This is a genomic window from Microtetraspora niveoalba, from assembly GCF_001570405.1.
GTDB classification, from domain to species: domain Bacteria; phylum Actinomycetota; class Actinomycetes; order Streptosporangiales; family Streptosporangiaceae; genus Microtetraspora; species Microtetraspora niveoalba.
This window is the reverse complement of the sequence record NZ_BBYM01000036.1, coordinates 50,779-71,678: the sequence shown is the minus strand read 5'-3', so window position 1 is coordinate 71,678 and position 20,900 is coordinate 50,779. Positions and strand designations below refer to the sequence as shown.

Below are 20,900 nucleotides of genomic sequence, written 5' to 3'. Positions count from 1 at the left end.
GCTCGTCTCCCGGACGTTCCCGTCGTTTCCCCGTCCGTTCGCCGGCCCTGGAACCGCGTCGCCCACACATCCCCGTGCGCCGTGCGCCGCGTCGCCCGTGCGCCCGCGCCGCGTCTCGCCGTCCCGGGCTCGCCGGTCCCGCAGCGCGATCTGGGAGGATTCCTCACGTGACCCCATAGTCACGAAATTTCAGGACATGATGTGATCGGACCGAGGAGGGGGCAGGTCAGGATGGACGAGGAGCGGATCTCACCCGATCGCGCGGAACTGCTGGCGCTGGCGGTGAGTGTCGCCGAGGAGGCGGGGAGGATGCTCGTCGCCAAGCGTCCCGCCCGGCCGGAGGTCGTGGACACCAAGTCCAGCCCCACCGACGTCGTCACCGCGCTGGACCGCGCCGCCGAGGAGCTGATCCGCGCCCGCATCGCCGAGGCCAGGCCGTACGACGCGGTGCTCGGCGAGGAGGGCGGCGACACGCCCGGCACCGGCGGCGCCCGGTGGGTGGTGGACCCGATCGACGGCACCGTCAACTTCCTGTACGGCCTGCCCGACTGGGCGGTCAGCGTCGGCGTCGAGGTGGACGGCGAGATCGTCGCGGGGGCGGTGAGCGTGCCGCAGCGCGGCGAGCTCTACTCCGCGTCCAAGGGCGAGGGCGCCTGGCTGGGCGGCGAGCGACTGCGCTGCAACACCGGGGTCGAGCTGGAGCGCGCGCTCGTCGCGACCGGGTTCGGGTACGAGGCCGCGCGCCGCGCCGTCCAGGCCGAAGTGCTGGCGCACGTGCTGCCCCGCGTCCGCGACATCCGCAGAGGCGGGTCCTGCGCCGTCGACCTCTGCTCGGTCGCCGCCGGGCGGGTGGACGCCTACTACGAGCGCGGCACCAACTACTGGGACCACGCCGCCGCCGGGCTGGTCGCGACCGAGGCCGGCGCGCGGATGGGCGGCCTGCGGGGCAGGCCGCACGGGACGGACATGCTGGTGTGCGCGGCGCCCGGCCTGTTCGAGTCGCTGCACGACCTGCTCGTGCCGCTCGACCCGGAGCGCGACACGCCCGCTCACTGAGCGCGGGAGCCGGTCCCCGGTGTGCCCCGGGGACACGGCCCAGGGCGCCGGACGCCCGGCAACCGGAAAGCCGCCACCGGAAACGCGGCACCGGAAACGCGGCACCGGAAACGCGGCACGGGAAACGCGGGCGGCAACAGAGCACACCCCAAGGCTGTGGGCCGGGGACCGGGGTAATGAAGCACGACGCGGGGACCCGCCGGAAGGGCGGGTCCCCGCGTCGTCGAGGGGTGCTATCGCTCGATGGCGATGCCGTGATCGACGGCCAGACGGCGCAGGTCCTCGATCTCGGCGGTGAGGGTGTCGGCGAGGAAGTCGTCCCCGTTCGACGTGGCTTCCTGGAGACCCTTGTAGGCCTGGTTGAGCCGGGTTTCGATCGTGGTCGTGAACTCGCCCATACTCACCTTCTTTCTCAGGGGGCGAAAAGGTGCCGGTCGACCCCGGTGACCGGATCCTGGGGAGAGCATGGCCCTTCCCCGGCATACGGCAGAGGGGTGTAGACGTGCCTTACCCACGCACAAGGAACTCTCAAACCACCCAATCCTTGTGCTCTACGTCACGTAGAGCTGGGGGACCGCTTACCGTCGACTTACGTCCAACCGCGTCACAATGAAGGCCTGAGACCTTCCGAGGAGGACCTGGATGCGCGTGCTTGTGGTGGAGGACGAACGCGTCATGGCGGACGCGATCGCCACCGGACTGCGCCGCGAGGCGATGGCCGTCGACGTCGCGTACGACGGCGCCGCCGCCCTGGAGAAGACCGGTTACATCGACTACGACGTGATCGTGCTCGACCGCGACCTGCCCAAGGTGCACGGCGACGAGGTCGCCCGCCGTCTCGTCGCGCAGCGGTCCGCGTCCAGGATCATCATGCTGACCGCCTCGGGCGAGGTCGACGACAAGGTCGAGGGCCTGGAGCTGGGCGCCGACGACTACCTGGCCAAGCCGTTCGTCTTCATGGAGCTGGTGGCCCGCGTGCGCGCGCTCGGCCGCCGCTCCGCCCCGGCGCTGCCGCCCGTGCTCGAACGCGCGGGCGTACGGCTGGACCCGGGCAAGCGCATGGTGACCAGGGACGGCAGGGAGGTCTCCCTGACCAAGAAGGAGTTCGCCGTCCTGGAGGAGCTGATGCGCGCCGAGGGCGCCGTCGTCAGCCAGGAGGACCTCCTCGACAAGGCGTGGGACGAGCACATCGACCCGTTCACCAACGTGGTCCGCGTGACCATGATGACGCTGCGCAAGAAGCTCGGTGAGCCCCAGATCATCGAGACCGTTCCGGGAGTTGGATACCGACTGTGACCGAGCCGTACGAGCCCGCGAAGAACGACGCGGACGTCGCCCGGGAGTCCTCCGCGGGCTCGGACGGCATCGCCGGGACGCCCGCCACCCCCGCCCCGCCCGGAGAGCGGGACGCGGCGGGCTTCGAGGGAGGCCGGGGCGGCCGGGGGGCGCGGCCCGACCGTCCGGCCCCTCGCACGCGCCTGGGCCGGATGACGTCGGCGATGGGGACGGGGCCGTACCGCGCCCAGGTGCCCCCGCCGCCAAGCGGCCCGCCGGTCTGGGACGGCCCGCCGCCGCTGGAGGCCAACCCGGTCGAGCAAGAGGGGCTGCTCGACCGGATGAGGGCCCTGCCCGGCCGGATGAGCATCCGATGGCGGCTGACGCTGACCTACGGCGCGCTGTTCTTCGTCGCGGGCGCCGTGCTGATGTTCGTGATGTATCTCATGGTGGGCTGGGCCATCCAGGCCAACTGGCCGGACCTGCCGATCGCGGGGCGCAGCCAGGAAGATGTCCTCTATTTCCAGAGCTACTGGGAGTCGGTCAAGTACCAGGCGATCGAGAGCGCACGGAGAGGCCTGCTGCTCAGGTCCCTGGAAGCGCTGGTCGGGGTGGGGATCCTCGCGCTGATCCTCGGTTACGTCGTCGCGGACCGGGCGCTGCGGCCGGTCAAGCAGATGACCTCCACGGCGAGGAAGCTCTCGGGCACCTCCCTCGCCCACGAGCGGATCGACCTCCAGGGCCCGGACGACGAGCTCAAGGAGCTGGCGGACACCTTCGACGAGATGCTCACCCGGCTCAACTCGGCCTTCGACGCGCAGCGGCGGTTCGTGGACAACGCCTCCCACGAGTTGCGCACACCGCTCGCGATCAACCGGACGGTCCTGGAGGTCGCGCTCTCCGACCCGGAGGCGTCCGAGGACCTCAAGGTGCTCGGCCGCACCCTCCTCGGCACCAACGCGCGCAACGAGCGGCTCATCGAGGGGCTGCTCCTGCTCGCCCGCAGCGAACGCGAGCTGTCGGTACGCAAGCCGGTGGACGTCCGCGAGGTCGCCACGACCGCGGTGGAGCAACTCGCGTCCTTCGCCGCCGAGCACGACGTCACCGTCGAGCACGACCTCCATCCCGCGCCCGCCACGGGCGATCCCGTCCTGCTCGAACGCTGCGTCTCCAACCTGGTCGAGAACGGCGTGAAATACAACACGGGCCCGTCCGGAAAAGTCTGGGTACGGACGGGAATCGTGGACGGGGGCGCCGTTGTTCAGGTCGCCAACACGGGACAGCACGTCCCCGCGTACGAGGTGGACGCGATCTTCGAGCCGTTCCGCAGGCTGAACGCCGACCGGATCGAATCCGCCAAGGGCGCGGGACTCGGCCTCTCCATCGTGCGGGCGATCGTCCGCGCGCACGGGGGGACGGTGACCGCCGTCCCCCGTGACGGAGGGGGTCTCGTGGTGACGGTGCGTCTTCCGGGGTCCGGCGCTCCGGCCGCCTCGACCCTGTCGGCGCGCTGATAGAGCGGGCGCCCCGCACATGTGGTTGGATGTGCCGTCGAACGCGGTGGGTCATACCCGCAATACTCTGGTTTTCGCCATATTTGGCTAACTGGAGCCTTGCGCGGCATCCCCACGCGTGCCGGAAGGTTCAGTGATCCGGGAACCGGGGTACCGATTGCAAAATCTCCCGGACGAAACGGGCACAAGAACGGCCTTCCAAGCGTTAAAGACGCGCGACCGGCGCGACAGATAGATGAGGGGGATGGAGTACGCACATGGCTACCGACTACGACAGCCCGCGCAAGACCGATGACGACCTGAACGAGGACAGCCTTCAGGAACTCCAGGCGCGGCGCAGTGACAAGTCGTCGGGCAGCATCGACATCGACGAGACGGACCTCGCCGAGTCGCTCGAGCTGCCGGGGGCGGACCTGTCGAACGAGGAGCTGTCGCTCCGCGTGATCCCGCGGCAGGCCGACGAGTTCACCTGCTCGCGTTGCTTCCTGGTGCATCACCGCAGCCAGTTGGCCTCGGAGAAGAACGGCCAGCAGGTCTGCCGCGAGTGCGCCGCCTAGGAGACGCTGGGAGGAGTCCGTTGGCTTCGGAAGCGGATCGATCGAAAGACGAGGTCGCCGAGCTGGTCGGCAGGCTCGTGACCCCTGAGGAAACGGACGGGGCCGAGCGGCGCCGCCTGCTCGGCCGCCTCACCGGGACGCTCGTCGCATCCGCCAAGAAGGCGAAGGTCTCAGGTCCGGAGCGTGGCCGCTGGCTGGTCGATGTCTTCATGAATATCGCGCCGCGTCTCCCGATCAGGGACGCCGCGACGCTTCGGGAGCACCACTACGGACTCACCGGCGAGCAACTGGCCGACGACCTGGTGCGCACGGCCGCGAAGGGCACGATGGCGGTCGGCGCGGTGGGCGGAGCCCTGGCCGCGGCCGAGTTCGCCGCACCTCCGCTGCTGCTTTCCGCCCCCGCCCAACTGGTCGCCGAGACGCTCGTCGTCGCGGCGATCGAGGTCAAGCTCATCGCCGAGCTGCACGAGATCTACGGTGTGCCGGTCCCCGGCACCGGAACCCAGCGCGCCGCCGTGTTCGCGGTGGCCTGGGCCAGGCAGCGCGGAGTGAACCCGCTGGCCCCCGGCTCGGCCACGATCGCGATCGGGGCCGCGGCGAAGACCGCGCTGCGCAACCGCCTGATGAGGACGCTCGGGCGGCATTTCACCACCCTCGGCCCCTTCTTCACGGGAGCCGTCGCGGGCGGCGCCTTCAACCGCATCGCGACCAAGAAGCTCGCCTCGGCCGTACGCGCCGACCTCCGCGGGCGCCCCCTTCCTCCCGCCTGAACCTTCCCGGGCCTCGCCGGCACGGCGCCCCGTCCCTGCCGAGCCCCCTTCGCCGGGCCTCGCCTGATCCCGCCCGCGCCGAGTCACGCCGCGCCTTTCCGTGCCGAACCCCGCCCGGCGTCGCCGAGTCGCCCTTCCCGTGTACGGACCCCCGCGCCGCACGGCCCTCGCCGGTGCCTGTGGTGCCACCGCGCGGTACGTGATCGGGTGGTACGGAAATGTAACCAAGTGGTCCAGACCTATTGCCCACCGCCTGTGAGCTGGCGAGATCATTCTCACACCCGCTGGAATGAATTGTGCACTTCATGACGGGTATGGGCGGTATGAATGGCCTTTCGTATGGTGGTCCTACGGGGGCTCGGCTTAGTGAGGACGATCTCCGGAGGGGCTCATGGATGGCACCAGCTCGTTTCTGATCGTCGCGAACCGGTTGCCCGTCGACCGCGTTGGCGAGACCGAGTGGCGACGCAGCCCGGGCGGCCTGGTGACGGCGATCGCGCCGGTGATGCAGCGGCGCGACGGGGCGTGGCTCGGCTGGACCGGCGCCGCGGGCGAGGAGCTGAAGCCGTTCGACAACGACGGGATGCACCTGATCCCCGTACCGCTCTCCGCTCTGGAGGTGGAGCTCTACTACGAGGGCTTCTCCAACGCGACGCTCTGGCCGCTCTACCACGACGTCGTCGCGACGCCCGTCTACTCCCGCGTCCTGTGGGACGCCTACCGCGCGGTGAACGACCGGTTCGCCCGCGCCGCCGCCGACGCCGCCGCCCCCGGCGCCGTCGTCTGGGTGCAGGACTACCAGCTCCAGCTCGTCCCCGCGATGCTGCGCCGGCTCCGTCCCGACCTGCGCATCGGCTTCTTCCTGCACATCCCGTTCCCGCCGGCCGAGCTGTTCTGGCAGCTCCCGTGGCGCAAGGAGATCCTGGAGGGTCTGCTCGGCGCCGACCTGGTCGGGTTCCAGCGGCCCGGCGGCGCCTCCAACTTCGTCCGGCTCTGCCGCCGGCTGCTCGGCCTGCAGTACCACAGGAACGAGGTCCAGGTCGAGGGCCGCACCGTCCGGGCCGAGGCGTTCCCGATCTCGGTCGACTTCGGCGACCTGGACCAGCTCGTCCGCGAGCCGCACATCCTGGCCCGGGCCAAGGAGATCAGGGCCGAGCTGGGCGACCCCGAGCACGTGCTGCTGGGCGTCGACCGGCTCGACTACACCAAGGGCATCGGCCAGCGGCTCAAGGCGTTCGGCGAGCTGCTCGCCGACGGCTCGATCCAGCCGGGGGAGGCGGCGTTCGTGCAGGTCGCCACCCCCACCAGGGAGCGGGTGGCCGAGTACATCCGGCTCCGCAACGACATCGAGCTGCGGGTCGGCCGGATCAACGGCGAGTACGGCGTGCTCGGCCGCCAGCCCATCAACTACCTGCACCAGTCGTACGACAAGAACGAGCTGGCCGCGCTCTACCGCGCCGCCGACGTCATGGTGGTCACCCCGCTGCGCGACGGCATGAACCTGGTGGCCAAGGAGTACGTCTCCTGCCGCTACGACCTGCGCGGGGCGCTCGTGCTGAGCGAGTTCGCCGGGGCCGCCGACGAGCTGCGCCAGGCATACCTGGTCAACCCGTACGACATCGACGGGATGAAGCGGGCCATGCTCGCCGCGATGAGGGCGACGCCGCACGAGCTGGCCCGGAGGATGCGCTCGTTGCGGCGCCGCGTGGCGACCCACAACGTCGACAAGTGGGCGGGCGACTTCCTCACCGCCCTGGAGAACGGCTGACGGTCAGAGCTTGGTGTCGGCCTCGGTCTTCCACGACTGCCACTTCTTGGCCGCGGCGCGGATCGCGATGATGCGGGCTACCTCCATGCCCAACCCCATCACCACGGCGTAGGCGATGGCCTCGCCGAGGCTGATGTCCAGCGAGTCCGCGCTGGCCGGGGGCTTCTTCCCGGTCGTCTTCTGCCACGCGAACGAGAGCACCTTGCGCGAGGCGAAGCCCACGCCGAGGCCCACCAGTCCGCCGACGATCTTCCAGGTCATATCGGGCTTGTCCGCCGTGCCGGACCCGTGGCCGGCGTGCGTGATTTCCGCCATGATTCCTCCTCGGTAACGACCCTATTCTCTTCGCGCGGCATGACCGCCGACGCCATACCATTAGGCGGCATGACCGAACAGCCGCTGCGCACCGCCGCCATGCCCGAAAAGCCCACTTTGGATGGACTTGAGGCGGTATGGGTAGCGCGCTGGGAGGCCGAGGGGACCTACCGCTTCGACCGGTCCCGCCCCCGCGACGAGGTCTATTCGATCGACACGCCGCCGCCCACGGTCTCCGGCTCGCTCCACGTCGGGCACGTCTTCTCCTACACCCACACCGACACGATCGCCCGCTACCAGCGGATGCGCGGGCGCGAGGTCTTCTACCCCATGGGCTGGGACGACAACGGCCTGCCCACCGAGCGCCGGGTGCAGAACCACTTCGGCGTCCGCTGCGACCCCTCGCTGCCGTACGACCCCGGGTTCGAGCCGCCGGCCGGCGGGACCAAGGGCGCCAAGGGGCAGGTCCCGGTGTCCAGGAAGAACTTCATCGAGCTGTGCGAGCGGCTCACCGCCGAGGACGAGAAGGCGTTCGAGGAGCTGTGGCGCCGCCTCGGCCTGTCCGTCGACTGGTCCATGACGTACGCCACGATCGACGAGCGGGCGCGGGCCGCGTCCCAGCGGGCCTTCCTGCGCAACCTCGCCCGCGGCGAGGCGTACATGTCCGAGGCGCCGACGCTGTGGGACGTGACGTTCCGCACCGCCGTGGCCCAGGCCGAGCTGGAGGACCGGGAGTGGCCCGGCGCCTTCCACCGCATCGGGTTCGAGCTGTCGCCCGAGCAGCGCGAGCAGGGCTTCGGCGACCGGGTCTGGATCGAGACGACCCGGCCCGAGCTGATCCCCGCCTGCGTCGCCCTGGTCGCCCACCCCGACGACGAGCGCTACCGCCCGCTGTTCGGCACGACCGTGCGCACGCCGATCTTCGGCGTCGAGGTGCCGGTGCTCGGCCACCACCTCGCCGAGCCCGACAAGGGCTCCGGCATCGCCATGATCTGCACCTTCGGCGACGTCACCGACGTCACCTGGTGGCGCGAGCTCGACCTGCCCACCCGGCCCGTGATCGGCTGGGACGGGCGCCTGCTGAACGAGCCGCCGGACGGCGTGCCCGCAGAGCCGTACAAGGAGCTGGGCGGCAAGACCGTGCACAGCGCCCGCGAGCGCATCGTGGAGATGCTGGCCGAGTCCGGCCACCTGGACGGCGAGCCGCGCAAGATCCAGCGCCCGGTCAAGTTCTACGAGAAGGGCGACCGGCCGCTGGAGATCGTCACCACCCGCCAGTGGTACATCCGCAACGGCGGCCGCGACGTCGAGCTGCGCCTCGCCCTGCTCGACCGGGGCACCGAGCTGCGCTGGCACCCGCCGCATATGCGGGTCAGGTACGACAACTGGGTCGAGGGACTGGCCGGCGACTGGCTCATCTCCCGGCAGCGCTTCTTCGGCGTGCCGATCCCCGTCTGGTACCCGCTCGACCGCGACGGGCTGCCCGTCTACGACGCGCCGATCCCGGCCGACGAGTCGTCCCTGCCGGTGGACCCGTCCAGCGACGTGCCCCCGGGCTTCACCGAGGACATGCGCGGCAGGCCGCTCGGCTTCGCCGGGGACCCCGACGTGATGGACACCTGGGCGACCTCGTCCCTGACCCCGCAGATCGCGGCCGGCTGGGAGCGCGACGACGACCTGTTCCGCCGCGTTTTCCCGATGGACCTGCGCCCGCAGGCGCACGAGATCATCCGCACCTGGCTGTTCTCCACGGTCGTCAGGTCCCACCTGGAGCACGGCGGCCTCCCCTGGAAGCACGCCGCGATCTCCGGCTGGATCCTCGACCCCGACCGCAAGAAGATGTCCAAGTCCAAGGGCAACGTGGTCACGCCCCTCGGCCTGCTGGAGCAGTACGGCTCGGACGCGGTGCGCTACTGGGCGGCGAACGGCCGGCCCGGCACCGACACCGCGTTCGACACCGGGCAGATCAAGATCGGCCGCCGGCTGGCCATCAAGATCCTCAACGCGTCCCGGTTCGTGCTCGGCTTCGGCGAGGTCCCGGGCGGCGAGGAGCGGGTCACCGAGGCGCTCGACCTGTCCATGCTGGCCGCGCTCCGCGCCGTCGTGACCGAGGCCACCGAGGCGTTCGACGACTACGACTACACCCGGGCGCTCGAGCGCGCCGAGCGCTTCTTCTGGGAGCTGTGCGACGACTACCTGGAGCTGGTCAAGGCCCGCGCCTACGACGGGGACGCCTCCGCCGTCACGGCGCTGCGGGTGGCGCTCGACGTGCTGCTGCGGCTGTTCGCACCGTTCCTGCCGTTCGTGACGGAGGAGGTCTGGTCGTGGTGGCGGCCCGGGTCCGTCCACCGCGCCGCCTGGCCGTCCGCGTCCGAGCTGGACGCGGTGCTGGGCGGCGGGGGAGACCCGGCGGTGCTGGGCGCCGTCGCCGAGGTGCTGCGCCGGGTGCGCAAGGCCAAGTCCGAGGCCAAGCTGTCCATGCGGGCGGAGGTCTCCCGGCTCGTCGTGTCCGGCCCCCAGGCCCGGCTCGTACGGCACGCGCAGGACGACCTGTGCGCGGCGGGCAACGTCGAGGAGTTCGTCCTGGACTCCGCGGGCGACGAACAGGTGGTGTCCGTCACACTCGCGGATGACGACCAGGCGTGATGTGTGTCGCCGGATGAATATTCGGCTGCGCGCGTCGGGGGGTGACGTGCCAGGCTGGACGTTGTGATCCCGGAAAAGCAACGTCGAACGCTCCACGTGCCCCCCACGCTGATCACACTCGCCGTGTGGGGCGCGTGCCTGATCGTCCTCGGCGTCGTCATCTACTTCTTCTGGCAGATCATCGGCCGCGTCGGCATCGTGGCCCTCCCGGTCGCGGTGGCCTTCCTGCTGACGGCCCTGCTCTATCCGGTCACCGGCCGGCTGCGCAGGCGGATGCGGCCGATATACGCCACCTGGCTCACGATGCTGCTGTTCTTCGCGGTCATCGTCGGCATCGGGTTCCTGATCGGCACCCGGGCCAACGAGGAGGCTCCCCGCCTCATCGACCAGATCGCCAAGACCTCGCACGACGTGCAGGGCTGGCTGATCCACGGGCCCCTCCACCTGAAGGAGTCCCAGATCACCGGCGTCATCGACGAGCTGACGAAACAGCTCTCCGAGCGGCGCGGGCAGATCACCGGGACGGTCATCACCGGCGCCACGGCCGTGATCGAGGTGCTCGCCGGCATCGTGCTGATGCTCTTCGTGACGTTCTTCTTCCTCAAGGACGGCGACCGCATCTGGAACTGGTTCCTGCGCGCGTTCGGCGGCGCGTCGGCCAAGGTCGACCGGGCGGGCCGGTCCGCCTGGCGCACGCTCTCGCACTACGTCCAGGGCACCGTCGCGATCTCCGCGATACACGGCATCGTCATCGGCGCCACCCTGGCCGTGCTCGGCGTGCCGCTGTGGGCGCCGATAGCGGTGCTGGTCTTCATATCGAGCTTCATCCCGATCGTCGGCATCCTCTTCGCGGGCGCCGTCGGCACGCTCGTGACGTTCGGCTCGCAGGGCTGGCTGGGAGCCGTGATCTTCATCGGCGTCCTGATCGTCGAGCAGCAGCTGGAGAACCACGTCCTGCAACCGCTCATCGTCGGCCGCGCGGTGGAGTTCCACCCGCTGGCGATCATCCTGGTGCTGGGCGTGGGCGGCGTCATCGCGGGCATCGCGGGCGCGGCTGTCGCGGTCCCGGTCGCCGCGGTCATCTACCGCGTGCTCCAGGAGCTGCTCCGCCGCGAGCCGCCGGCGCCGGCCACGGAGCCCCCGCGGTCCCAGCCGCTGCACCCGAGCGGGGACGAGTCCCGGGAACGCTCCACGGCGGAGCCGCCCGCTCCCGGAGAGGCGGTATCTCCCCAGCGCAACGGGTAGTGTCTTGGCTCATGAATGTTGAGGTGCTGATCCACCGTCTCGACACGGGGCTTCCGCTCCCCGGCTACGCGCATCCCGGTGACGCAGGCGCCGACCTGTACGCCGTCGAGGATGTCGAGCTGCTGCCGGGGGAACGCGCCGTCGTCGGCACCGGGGTGGCGATCGCGCTTCCGGACGGATACGCCGCGTTCGTACATCCCCGGTCGGGGCTCGCGTCGAAGTTCGGCGTCACCCTGGTGAACGCGCCGGGCACGGTCGACGCGGGGTACCGCGGCGAGATCAAGGTGACACTCCTCAACACCGACACCAAGGACGCCGCCCGGCTGAAGCGCGGCGACCGCATCGCCCAGCTGGTCATCCAGCGAGTGGAGAAGGCGTCCTTCCACGAGGTGGACCGCCTGCCCGGCTCCGTACGCGGTGCGAACGGGTTCGGCTCCACCGGTCGTTGATCACAGGCGAGCACAGGTCCTAAGGAGTGTGAACGACGTGTTCGGACGTCGCCGGCGCGCGGAGGAGGAGACGGCGCAGGCCGTACCCGAGAAGGAGCAAGCCGCTCCCGCGCGCGAATCAGGTCCGTGGGACGCGGACGAGGGATATCCCGAGGGCGAGCGGGTCGATCTGGGCGGGCTGCTCCTGCCCGTCGGCCCCGGCTTCGAGGTCCAGCTCACCGTGTCGGGTGACAGCATCGTCGGCGCCGTCGTCCTCGTCGAGGAGAGCGCCCTGCAGGTGCAGGCGTTCGCCGCGCCCAAGCGCGGCGGCATCTGGGACGAGGTCCGGGCGGAGCTGGCCCGCGAGGTGGCCGCCGTCGGCGGCACCACCGAGGAGCGGGAGGGTCCCTTCGGGACGGAGCTGGCCGCGAGGGTCCCGGCGGAGGGCCGCGACCCGCAGCCGGTGCGCTACATCGGCGTCGACGGGCCGCGCTGGCTGCTGCGGGCGGCCCTGAGCGGCCGGGCCGCGCTCGACGAGGCCGCGGCGGCGACCCTCGAAGGCGTCGTCCGCGACATCGTCGTGGTCCGCGGCGACGAGCCGATGGCCCCCCGTGAGCCCATCGAGCTGCGGCTGCCCGCCGAGGCCAGGCACGCCATGGAGCAGGAGCCCGAGCACGAGGAGTTCCGGCCGTTCGAGCGGGGCCCGGAGATCTCCGAGATCCGGTGAAACCCGGCATGCGCTCCGCCGCGTCCCATCACCTAGGCTGGGAAAGCATGTACACGGAGCGAGCTCGGTGAGCACGCGGAGTGCCGCCGGGGCGCGCCCCCCACGGGAGCGCCCGGCGGCGGCGAAGCGGCCCCAGGCCCGCGAGGAGACGGTGAGCGATCGATGAGCACGGCTGAGCCGGTGCGGAAGGGCCTGCGCGGCTTCTTCCAGCGGCTGACCAGCACCCAGGCCGAGTTGGAGGCCGAAGAGCTCCGCGAGGACCTCGGGCGCCACGGCGCGACGCCCATCGCCTCCTGCGGTGAGCGGCAGCGCTCCTGCGTCGCCGGTACGCTGCGGACCGTCACGCTCCGTCCCAGGGGCGGGGCGCCCGCCCTGGAAGCGGAGCTGTACGACGGATCCGACGTGATCGACCTGGTGTGGCTCGGCCGACGCAAGATCGTCGGCATCGAGCCGGGCCGTGTGGTCCGCGCGGAGGGCCTGGTCAGCGTCCAGGACGGCCGTAAGGTCATGTTCAACCCACGTTACGAGCTTCGCCCAGCCGGTGGTCAGTGATCGCCGGGGAGCGCGCGTGAACGCGCGTCCTCGGCGGGCGGACGCGGGCGACGCGCCGCGCGGCCGGACGAACCGGTCGCGACGCGAGGAGGAATCATGAGTGCAGCGGACGTCACGGCGACGCACGCCGCTCACGACACCGTCGAGGCGGCGCTGCGCGCCCAGCTCGGCAAGGCGCTGGGCGGCAAGAGGGGGATCGTCGAGGCGGCGGTGCCCACCATCGCCTTCACCGCGATGTGGGTGGGCACCAGCCAGCTCAAGCCCTCGCTGATCGTCAGCATCGCGACCGCGGTGGTCCTGCTGGTGGTGCGGCTCGTCCAGCGCAGCACGCCCCAGTTCGTGCTCAACAGCCTCGTCGGCATCGCCATCGGCGCGTTCTTCGCCACCCGCAGCGGCGACGCCAAGGACTACTTCCTGCCCGGCATCCTCTACAACGCCGTGTACGCCGGGGCCATGCTGCTGTCGATCGTGACCCGCTGGCCGGTGGTCGGCTTCCTCATCGGCTCGGTGACGGGCGACCCGACGGCGTGGCACAAGGACGCCGGCATGGTCCGGCTGTGCTCCAAGCTCACCTGGCTGCTGATGCTGCCGTGCCTGGTGCGCGTGGTGGTGCAGCTTCCGCTCTACATGTTCGACCAGGTGGTCACGCTCGGCGTCACCAAGATCGCGCTGGGCTGGCCGCTCCAGGTCGCGGCGCTCGCCGCCATGGTGTGGGTGCTCGCCCGCGGCCGTACGCCGTTGCAGGACAACGCGGCGGGCTGAGGGCGCGGCCCCCGAGGCGGGCGGCCGCGCCGCGGCGGCTACGGGGCTCAGCGCCCCGACAGCAGCTCGGCCAGCTCGTGCTCGACGTCCTGGTTGGCCACGAAGAGCAGCTCGTCCCCGGCCTCCAGCGGATCGTCGGCGGAGGGGACCAGGACCCGGCCCTCGCGCAGGATCGCGACCAGCGCCGCGTCCACCGGCCACGGGACGGAACCGGCCCGCTGGCCCACCACCGGCGCGTCCTCGGCCAGGGTGAGCTCGACCAGGTTCGCCTGGCCCTGCCGGAAGGTCATCAGCCGGACGAGGTCGCCCACGCTGACGGCCTCCTCGACCAGCGCGGAGAGCAGACGCGGTGTCGAGACCGCCACGTCGACGCCCCAGGACTCGTTGAACAGCCACTCGTTCTTGGGGTGGTTGATCCGGGCGACGACGCGGGGCACGCCGTACTCGGTCTTGGCCAGCAGCGAGACGACCAGGTTGACCTTGTCGTCGCCGGAGGCCGCGATCACCACCTGGCAGCCGTTCAGCCCCGCCTCGTCGAGCGAGGAGATCTCGCACGCGTCGGCGAGGAGCCATTCCGCGCGCGGAACGCTGTCGATCTTGATGGCCCGTGGGTCGACGTCGATGAGAAGGACCTCGTGGCCGTTCTCCAGGAGCTCGGCGGCGATGGAGCGCCCGACGGCGCCCGCGCCCGCGATGGTGACGCGCATCAGTGCTCACTCTCCGACGGTGCGGCGGCCAGCACCTTGTTGATCCGGTCCATGTCGTTCTCGGCGGCGATGACGTGCAGGACGTCCCCGTCCTGGATGACGGTGTCGTCCTTGGGCACCAGGGCCTCGCCCATGCGGTTGATGAAGGCGACCCGGCTGCCCGTCGCCTCCTCGACCCTGCGGGTCCGGGTCCCGATCCAGCCGGCGTTGAACGCCATCTCGGCGAGGATCACCGTGCCGGTGGGGTCGCGCCAGAGTGGCTCGGCGCCCTCGGGCAGGACCCGGCGCAGGATCTGGTCGGCGGTCCAGCGGACCGTGGCCACGGTCGGGATGCCGAGCCGCTGGTAGACCTCCGCCCGCCGGGGATCGTAGATGCGGGCGACGACGTTGTCCACGCCGAAGGTCTCGCGGGCCACGCGCGCGGAGATGATGTTGGAGTTGTCGCCGCTGCTCACCGCGACGAAGGCGGACGCCGTCCCCAGCCCCGCCTCCTCGAGGACGTCGCGGTCGAAGCCGACCCCGGTGACCCGTCGTCCTCGGAAGCCCGCGCGCAGCCTGCGGAAGGCCTGCGGGTCACGGTCGATGATCGCGACCGAGTGGCCGCTGTCCTCGAGAATGTGGGCGAGAGTCGATCCGACCCGCCCGCATCCCATGATCACGATATGCATGCTCTCCCGCCGTTGGGTAGAGGCGGTCTCCTTCGAGCACAGTATGTCTCCCAGAGCGGACGCCGGGTGCGCGGGGAGCCGAGGTGAAGGACTAGCATCGACAGTCGTGTCAAAGGTGACGGACCTCGTCAAGCGGCTTCTCGTAGGGCGCGCGCTTCGCAGCACGCAGCTCCACGACCAGTTGCTCCCCAAACGTGTTGCACTTCCGGTTTTCGCCAGTGACGCACTCTCCTCCGTCGCGTACGCGCCGCAGGAAATCCTCGTCATCCTCTCGCTGGGCGGCGCCGCGTTCTACAGCTACAGCCCGTGGGTCGCGGCGGGCGTCGTGCTGGTCATGCTCACTGTGGTCGCCTCGTACCGGCAGAACGTGCACGCCTACCCGAGCGGCGGCGGCGACTACGAGGTCGCCACCACCAACCTCGGGTCGAGCGCCGGGCTCACCGTGGCGAGCGCCCTGCTCGTGGACTACGTGCTGACCGTCGCGGTGTCCGTCGCCAACGGCGCCGACTACGTGGGCGCCACGGTGCCGTTCGTGGCGGAGAACCGGCCGCTGGTGGCGATCGCGATCGTCGTCCTGCTGACCATCATGAACCTGCGCGGCATCCGCGAGTCGGGTGTGGCCTTCGCGGTCCCGACGTACGCGTTCATGATCGCGGTGATCGGCATGGTCCTGTGGGGGCTGTTCCGGCTGCTCGTGCTCGGAGACGAGCTGCGCGCCCCGACGGCCGAGTACCGGATCGTGGCCGAACAGGCCGACATCGCCGGGTTCGCGATGGCGTTCCTGGTGTTGCGCGCGTTCTCCTCGGGCTGCGCCGCCCTCACCGGCGTCGAGGCGATCAGCAACGGCGTGCCCGCGTTCCGCAAGCCCAAGAGCAAGAACGCCGCGACGACGCTGCTCATGATGGGCCTCATCGCGGTCGTGATGTTCAGCGGCATCATCTACCTCGGCCTCAAGTCCGGGGTGAAGCTGACCGAGCCGGCGAACATCGCCACGGACATCCTGATCAACGGCCGTCCCGCCGGGCCCGGCTACTACCAGCAGCCGATCATCGCGCAGGTCGCGTCCGCCGTGTTCGGCGACGGCTCGATCCTGTTCATCGCGATCGCCGCGGTGACCGCGCTCATCCTGTTCCTGGCCGCGAACACCGCGTTCAACGGCTTCCCGGTGCTCGCGTCGATCCTCGCCCAGGACCGCTACCTGCCGCGCCAGCTCCACACCCGCGGCGACCGGCTGGCCTTCAGCAACGGCATCATCCTGCTCGCCGCCGGCGCCTGCCTGCTGATCTGGGTGTTCCAGGCCGATGTCAGCAAGCTGCTCAATCTGTACATCGTCGGCGTGTTCGTGTCGTTCACGCTCAGCCAGATCGGCATGGTCCGGCACTGGACGCGGCACCTGAGGACCGAGGCCGACGCCCGGACGCGCTTCCGCATGCACCGCTCCCGCGTCATCAACGGGTTCGGCGGCGTCATGACGGCCATCGTGCTCGTCGTCGTCCTGCTCACGAAGTTCACGCACGGCGCGTGGATCGTCTGCATCGCGATGCCGGTGCTGTTCCTGATGATGAAGGGCATCCGCCACCACTACGACCGGGTCGCCGACGAGCTGGCCGCGCCCGAGGGTGAGATCGACGAGACGATGCTCCCCGCGCGCAACCACTCCATCGTGCTCGTGTCCAAGATCCACAAGCCGACGCTGCGCGCCCTCGCGTACGCGCGGGCCACCCGGCCGTCCACCCTGGAGGCGGTCAGCGTGGGCGTGGACTCCGACGAGGCGGCCCGCCTCCAGGAGGAGTGGGACCGGCGCGGCATCCCGGTGCCGTTGAAGATCCTCGACTCGCCCTACCGGGAGATCACCGGGCCGGTGCTCGACTACGTCAAGTCGCTGCGTCGCAAGTCGCCCCGTGACGTCGTGACCGTTTACATCCCCGAGTACGTCGTGGGCCGCTGGTGGGAGCACCTGCTCCACAATCAGAGCGCGCTGCGGCTGAAGGGACGCCTGCTGTTCAAGCCCGGCGTGATGGTGACCAGCGTGCCGTGGCAGCTCGCCTCCTCCGACCGGCTCAAGGGGCGCCCCGAGGCGTTCGCGCCCGGCGCCGTACGGCGTTCGCACGCCGACGTGAAGAAGGGCGAGATCAAGGCATGAGCGGGGAGAGCACGATGTCGATCGAGTTGACGGTGGGCCAGGTCGCGAACGGCGGCTGGTGCGTGGCCCGCCACGAGGGGCGGGTCGTGTTCGTACGGCACGCCCTCCCGGGCGAGCGCGTGATCGCGGAGATCACCGAGGAGACCGCGCGGTTCCTGCGGGCGGACGCGGTCGAGATCCTGGAGGCGTCGCCGGACCGGGTGACGCCGCCATGCCCGTTCAGCGGTCCGGGGAGGTGCGGCGGCTGCGACTGGCAGCACGCCTCGCCCGAGGCCCAGCGCCGGCTGAAGGCCGCCGTCGTCGAGGAGCAGTTGCGCCGCCTCGCGGGTGTCGAGCGCCCGGTGACGGTCGAGGAGGTGCCCGGGGCGGCGGACGGCGGGCTCGGCTGGCGCACGCGGGTGCAGTTCGCCGCCGACCGGGACGGCTCCATCGGCCTGCGCCGCCACCGGTCCCACGAGATCGAGCACGTGGACCACTGCCCGATCGCCCATCCGGCGGTCGAGGAGGTCGGAGCGGAGTCGCTCGGCTGGCGGGGGGCGGAGACCGTCGAGGTGGTCGCCTCCTCCGGCGGCGACCGCGCCGTGATCGTCACCCCCAGGCCCGGCAGGAGGGTGTCCCTGCCCGACGTCGACGCCGCGGTCCTGATCGACGAGGGCAGGAGGGGGACGCGCGCGCTGCGCGGCCGCGCGGCCATGACCGAGCGCGTCGGCGACCGGGACTTCCGGGTCACCGCGAGCGGCTTCTGGCAGGTGCACCCGGGCGCGGCGGCGACCCTCCTCGACGCCGTGCTCGACTTCGCCCGGCCGAAGGCGGGGGAGTGGGCGCTCGACCTGTACTGCGGCGTCGGCCTGTTCGCCGCCGGGCTCGCCGAGGCGGTGGGGCCGGAGGGCGCGGTGCTGGGCATCGAGTCCGACCCGCAGGCCGTGCAGGACGCCCGGTGGAACCTGAGGGACCTGCCGCAGGCCGTCACCGAGCGGGGCAAGGTCGAGGAGGCGCTCGACCGGCTGGAGATCGAGCGGGCCGACCTGGTCGTGGTCGACCCGCCGAGGGCGGGGCTGGGACGGTCCGTGGTGGACCGGGTGGCCACGCTGGACGCGCCCAGGATCGTCTACGTCTCCTGCGACCCGGCCACCCTGTCGCGGGACGTCGCCTGGTTCGCCCCGTACGGCTACCGCCTCGCGGATCTGCGGGCCTTCGACCAGTACCCGATGACCCACCACGTGGAGTGCGTCGCGCTCCTGCTCAAAGAGCCGGCATAGCGTCCGACCCGGGGGTGAGCCTCTGGCGATCCTCCGGGATCATCCGGCTTCGGCCGGGATCGACGCGTACGCGTGACGCACGATCATGAAAGCGTCTCGCCGGCCGCGCCCACGGCTCCTCTCCCCGGCGGTAGGGGAGCCGCGTGGGTCCCGTACCGCCCCTGGTCGTCCGCCCGGCCGCCTCGCCCCCTGAGCGCGCCGTCGGGCTCCGTCTCCGCCGCGGAGGATCGTGGGGTCATAAATCCCTTGCAAATAGTGATCAAATTAGCGAAATAGGCACATCTCTCCGCTGGTGGAGGGGAATCTCATCTCCCGCACACATCGACCAGGCCCGGCCGGCCGGGCGGTCACGATCTCGGGGGAAGCATGAAGCAGGAAAGTAAGATCACGGCGGAGATGCAGCGATGCATCGACAAGTGCATGGAGATGCACAGCTGCTGTGAGCAGACCATGACCCACTGTCTCCAGCAGGGCGGCAAGCACGCCGACATGGCGATGATGGGCGCCCTCATGGACTGCTCCGACATGTCCCGCATGTGCGGCGACATGATGATGCGCCAGTCGCCGATGGCCATGGAGATGGCGTCGCTGTGCGCGCGGGCCGCGGACAAGTGCGCCGAGATGGCCATGTCCATGAGCGACGGCGACCCGATGATGCAGAAGTGCGCGAACGCGTGCCACGAGTTCGTCCAGGCGGCCCGGAAGTTGTCCCCCGCCCGCGCCTGACCTCTGCACCGGCGACGCCCCGCTCCGCCGTCCGGAGCGGGGCGTCGCGCGGTGACCGGGCTCCGGAGCGCGCAGCCGTACGGGCCTACGTGTACGACCAGGAACGCCAGGCGGTGACCTGGATCAGGATGACGGGGCCGGCCGGCGGCCGGTCCCGATACTGGGCGTACTTCGCGACGAGGGGGGCCAGGGCGGCCGCCCGCTCCGCGTCGTCCTCGACGACGGTGGCGAAGCCGTCCGCCCTGACCCACCACAGCTCGTCCCAGTCGTCGGAGTAGTGGTCGGCCAGCACGCACACGTTCGGGTTCTCGGCGATGTCGGTGAGGCGGCGCAACCGCCGGGTGGACTTCGGCTTGTGGTCCACGGCGGTGACGATCGTGTCGCCCGCCAGGGCGAACGTGACAGGCACCAGATGGGGGATGCCCGCGCCGCTCACCGTGGCCAGCCTCGCCACCCGCGCCTCGCCGAGCAGCCTCCGCGCGTCCATCGGGGGCGGGGGAGCGTCGCCTCGGCCGGACGCGCCCGGATCTCTCTGCGATCCCACCACGGGTCTCCTCTCCACGATGTGCCGGATGAGCGGTGCCGGCGGGTCAGGACCCGGCGGCGCCCAGGACGCGGACGACGTCGTCGTCCGGCCGGGCGCCCCGTATGGAAACCCAGGCCAGGCCGTTGCGCGCCCGGAAGTCCGCCAGCCGCCGCGCCCGCCCGCCGCCGAGGTCCCGGGGGGACGTCAGCACCGGGGCGAGCCCCATCCGCCGCCACGCCTCCCGCCCGGTCACCCCCAGCGCGTACGCGAACTGGGCCCGGGCGGCCCGGGCCGCGACCGCCAGCCGGTGCAGGTCGCCGGACCCGCCCGGCCGGAAGGGCACCAGGAGGTTGACCGCGAGGATCTCCACGCCCGCCGCGCGTGCGGAGCGCAGCATGGCGGCGTCGGCGGTGGAGAGGCCCGACTCGGAGGCGGGGAGCGTGAAGGTGACGGCGAGCGGCCTCCCGGCGGCCGCGGCCTCCCGTTGCAACTGGCCGACCGCGGCCGCGCGCCGGGCGGTCGCCGCCTCGTCGGCCGAGTCGCGGACCTCGAAGTCGATGACGGCGGGGTCGAAGGCCCCGATCACCCGCCGGTAGGCCGCGAGCAGCAGGCCGGGGTCCCGGCAGGTCTGCGCGAGCTCCCGGCCCGACGGCCCGCCGAACGCGATGCCGGCGTCGCCGCCGAGCGCCCGGAGCGGTCCGAGGCCGTTCGCCGCCGGGTTCCCGCCCTGCTCGACGACGCCGCCCCAGCGCGGGGTGCAGCCGTCGGGACCGGCGGCGAGATGGCCCAGGGTGTACCAGCCGGCGCCGGTGCTGCGGGCCGCGCCGGCGAGGTCGAAGCCGGGGTCGCGTACGGCGTCCACGAAGACGACGTAGCCGGACGGGCCGCCGTCGCGGGCGCCCACCGGGATCGGCGCGACCTGGTCGGAGGACCGCCAGGCGACGGCGGAACCGGCGGTCACGGCGGGCGCCGGAGCGGTCGCGGCGGCGCTCGCGGCCACCGGCCCGAGACCGGTCGCGCCGCCCTGCGCGGCTCCCGCGGGGGTGCTCGGAGCGGGGTCCGGCGCATCGGGGATCGCCCGCGCGGGCAGCAGCCACATGGCGTATCCGGTGCCGGCCACCAGGGCCGCCGCGGCCAGGGCGACCAGGGGGCGCGGCGGCGTTCCCGGCTCGCGCTCGCCTCGTGCGGAATCCACGCGTTCACCACCCGGAGTCATATTGTGACTACATTACGCGCACGATGGGTGGACCATATCA

At 71.3% G+C, this 20,900-nt stretch carries 21 protein-coding genes; 15 read left to right on the top strand and 6 right to left on the bottom strand.

Annotated elements, in window-relative coordinates:
• The first annotated feature begins 231 nt into the window (after positions 1 to 231).
• Positions 232 to 1,056, top strand: a complete 825-nt coding sequence (locus AWQ70_RS30300; RefSeq protein WP_067183577.1) for an inositol monophosphatase family protein — start codon at positions 232 to 234, stop codon at positions 1,054 to 1,056.
• Positions 1,057 to 1,289: 233 nt separating this feature from the next.
• Here the strand turns inward: AWQ70_RS30300 and AWQ70_RS40025 are convergent, their stop codons facing one another.
• Positions 1,290 to 1,454 (bottom strand): hypothetical protein, encoded by a 165-nt coding sequence (locus AWQ70_RS40025; protein WP_169808764.1) that lies wholly within the window; start codon positions 1,452 to 1,454, stop codon positions 1,290 to 1,292.
• Positions 1,455 to 1,698: 244 nt separating this feature from the next.
• Between AWQ70_RS40025 and AWQ70_RS30295 the strand changes: the two genes are divergently transcribed.
• The 5 genes from AWQ70_RS30295 (at position 1,699) to AWQ70_RS30275 (ending at position 6,940) form a co-directional block, all read left to right on the top strand.
• The gene (locus AWQ70_RS30295; protein WP_067183575.1) at positions 1,699 to 2,352 is read left to right on the top strand and encodes a response regulator transcription factor; all 654 of its coding nucleotides are present in this window, start codon (positions 1,699 to 1,701) and stop codon (positions 2,350 to 2,352) included.
• 191 nt (positions 2,353 to 2,543) lie between these two features.
• Positions 2,544 to 3,845: a sensor histidine kinase gene (locus tag AWQ70_RS30290; RefSeq protein WP_067183623.1), complete on the top strand. Its 1,302-nt coding sequence runs from the start codon at positions 2,544 to 2,546 to the stop codon at positions 3,843 to 3,845.
• A 257-nt stretch (positions 3,846 to 4,102) separates the two neighbouring features.
• Entirely contained in the window at positions 4,103 to 4,402 is a 300-nt protein-coding gene (locus tag AWQ70_RS30285; RefSeq protein ID WP_030505490.1) for a DUF4193 domain-containing protein, read from the top strand.
• A 20-nt stretch (positions 4,403 to 4,422) separates the two neighbouring features.
• Positions 4,423 to 5,172: a hypothetical protein gene (locus AWQ70_RS30280; protein ID WP_067183572.1), complete on the top strand. Its 750-nt coding sequence runs from the start codon at positions 4,423 to 4,425 to the stop codon at positions 5,170 to 5,172.
• 391 nt (positions 5,173 to 5,563) lie between these two features.
• Positions 5,564 to 6,940 carry an alpha,alpha-trehalose-phosphate synthase (UDP-forming) gene (locus AWQ70_RS30275; protein WP_067183569.1) on the top strand — a complete coding sequence of 459 codons (1,377 nt, stop codon included), beginning with the start codon at positions 5,564 to 5,566 and terminating at the stop codon, positions 6,938 to 6,940.
• Positions 6,941 to 6,943: 3 nt separating this feature from the next.
• On the opposite strand, the gene AWQ70_RS30270 is transcribed toward AWQ70_RS30275, so the two are convergent.
• Complete coding sequence (locus AWQ70_RS30270) at positions 6,944 to 7,255, bottom strand: DUF4235 domain-containing protein (RefSeq protein ID WP_067183567.1); 312 nt, start codon at positions 7,253 to 7,255, stop codon at positions 6,944 to 6,946.
• Between the two features lie 69 nt (positions 7,256 to 7,324).
• On the opposite strand from AWQ70_RS30270, the gene valS reads away from it, so the two are divergent.
• The 6 genes from valS to AWQ70_RS30240 all read left to right on the top strand — a co-directional run bounded on the left by valS (position 7,325) and on the right by AWQ70_RS30240 (position 13,615).
• Positions 7,325 to 9,901, top strand: coding sequence for a valine--tRNA ligase (gene valS / locus AWQ70_RS30265; RefSeq protein ID WP_067183564.1), 2,577 nt, complete (start codon positions 7,325 to 7,327; stop codon positions 9,899 to 9,901).
• Positions 9,902 to 9,997: 96 nt separating this feature from the next.
• The gene (locus AWQ70_RS30260; protein ID WP_245647216.1) at positions 9,998 to 11,146 is read left to right on the top strand and encodes an AI-2E family transporter; all 1,149 of its coding nucleotides are present in this window, start codon (positions 9,998 to 10,000) and stop codon (positions 11,144 to 11,146) included.
• A gap of 11 nt (positions 11,147 to 11,157) precedes the next feature.
• Positions 11,158 to 11,595: a dUTP diphosphatase gene (dut, locus tag AWQ70_RS30255; RefSeq protein ID WP_067183620.1), complete on the top strand. Its 438-nt coding sequence runs from the start codon at positions 11,158 to 11,160 to the stop codon at positions 11,593 to 11,595.
• 37 nt (positions 11,596 to 11,632) lie between these two features.
• Positions 11,633 to 12,301 (top strand): DUF3710 domain-containing protein, encoded by a 669-nt coding sequence (locus AWQ70_RS30250; RefSeq protein WP_067183618.1) that lies wholly within the window; start codon positions 11,633 to 11,635, stop codon positions 12,299 to 12,301.
• Between the two features lie 162 nt (positions 12,302 to 12,463).
• Positions 12,464 to 12,853, top strand: coding sequence for an OB-fold nucleic acid binding domain-containing protein (locus tag AWQ70_RS30245; RefSeq protein ID WP_067183559.1), 390 nt, complete (start codon positions 12,464 to 12,466; stop codon positions 12,851 to 12,853).
• A gap of 96 nt (positions 12,854 to 12,949) precedes the next feature.
• Positions 12,950 to 13,615, top strand: coding sequence for a DUF3159 domain-containing protein (locus AWQ70_RS30240; RefSeq protein WP_067183555.1), 666 nt, complete (start codon positions 12,950 to 12,952; stop codon positions 13,613 to 13,615).
• 47 nt (positions 13,616 to 13,662) lie between these two features.
• Here AWQ70_RS30240 and AWQ70_RS30235 read toward each other — a convergent pair whose 3' ends face one another.
• The gene (locus tag AWQ70_RS30235) at positions 13,663 to 14,322 is read right to left on the bottom strand and encodes a potassium channel family protein (protein ID WP_061255321.1); all 660 of its coding nucleotides are present in this window, start codon (positions 14,320 to 14,322) and stop codon (positions 13,663 to 13,665) included.
• Complete coding sequence (locus tag AWQ70_RS30230; protein ID WP_067183552.1) at positions 14,322 to 14,990, bottom strand: potassium channel family protein; 669 nt, start codon at positions 14,988 to 14,990, stop codon at positions 14,322 to 14,324. The genes AWQ70_RS30235 and AWQ70_RS30230 overlap by 1 nt, the downstream gene beginning before the upstream one ends.
• Positions 14,991 to 15,096: 106 nt before the next feature.
• Here AWQ70_RS30230 and AWQ70_RS30225 point away from each other — a divergent pair, with 106 nt between their 5' ends.
• From AWQ70_RS30225 to AWQ70_RS30215, 3 genes are all read left to right on the top strand, one after another.
• Complete coding sequence (locus AWQ70_RS30225) at positions 15,097 to 17,133, top strand: APC family permease (RefSeq protein ID WP_067183548.1); 2,037 nt, start codon at positions 15,097 to 15,099, stop codon at positions 17,131 to 17,133.
• 14 nt (positions 17,134 to 17,147) lie between these two features.
• A complete protein-coding gene (locus tag AWQ70_RS30220) occupies positions 17,148 to 18,392 on the top strand; it encodes a class I SAM-dependent RNA methyltransferase (RefSeq protein ID WP_067183545.1) in 1,245 nt (414 codons plus the stop codon).
• Between the two features lie 366 nt (positions 18,393 to 18,758).
• Positions 18,759 to 19,118 (top strand): four-helix bundle copper-binding protein, encoded by a 360-nt coding sequence (locus AWQ70_RS30215; protein ID WP_067183542.1) that lies wholly within the window; start codon positions 18,759 to 18,761, stop codon positions 19,116 to 19,118.
• Between the two features lie 85 nt (positions 19,119 to 19,203).
• On the opposite strand, the gene AWQ70_RS30210 is transcribed toward AWQ70_RS30215, so the two are convergent.
• On the bottom strand, positions 19,204 to 19,605 hold the full coding sequence (locus AWQ70_RS30210) for a TIGR03668 family PPOX class F420-dependent oxidoreductase (RefSeq protein WP_067183539.1): 402 nt from the start codon (positions 19,603 to 19,605) through the stop codon (positions 19,204 to 19,206).
• Between the two features lie 103 nt (positions 19,606 to 19,708).
• Positions 19,709 to 20,839, bottom strand: a complete 1,131-nt coding sequence (locus AWQ70_RS30205) for a glycoside hydrolase family 18 protein (protein ID WP_067183537.1) — start codon at positions 20,837 to 20,839, stop codon at positions 19,709 to 19,711.
• Positions 20,840 to 20,900: the final 61 nt, after the last annotated feature.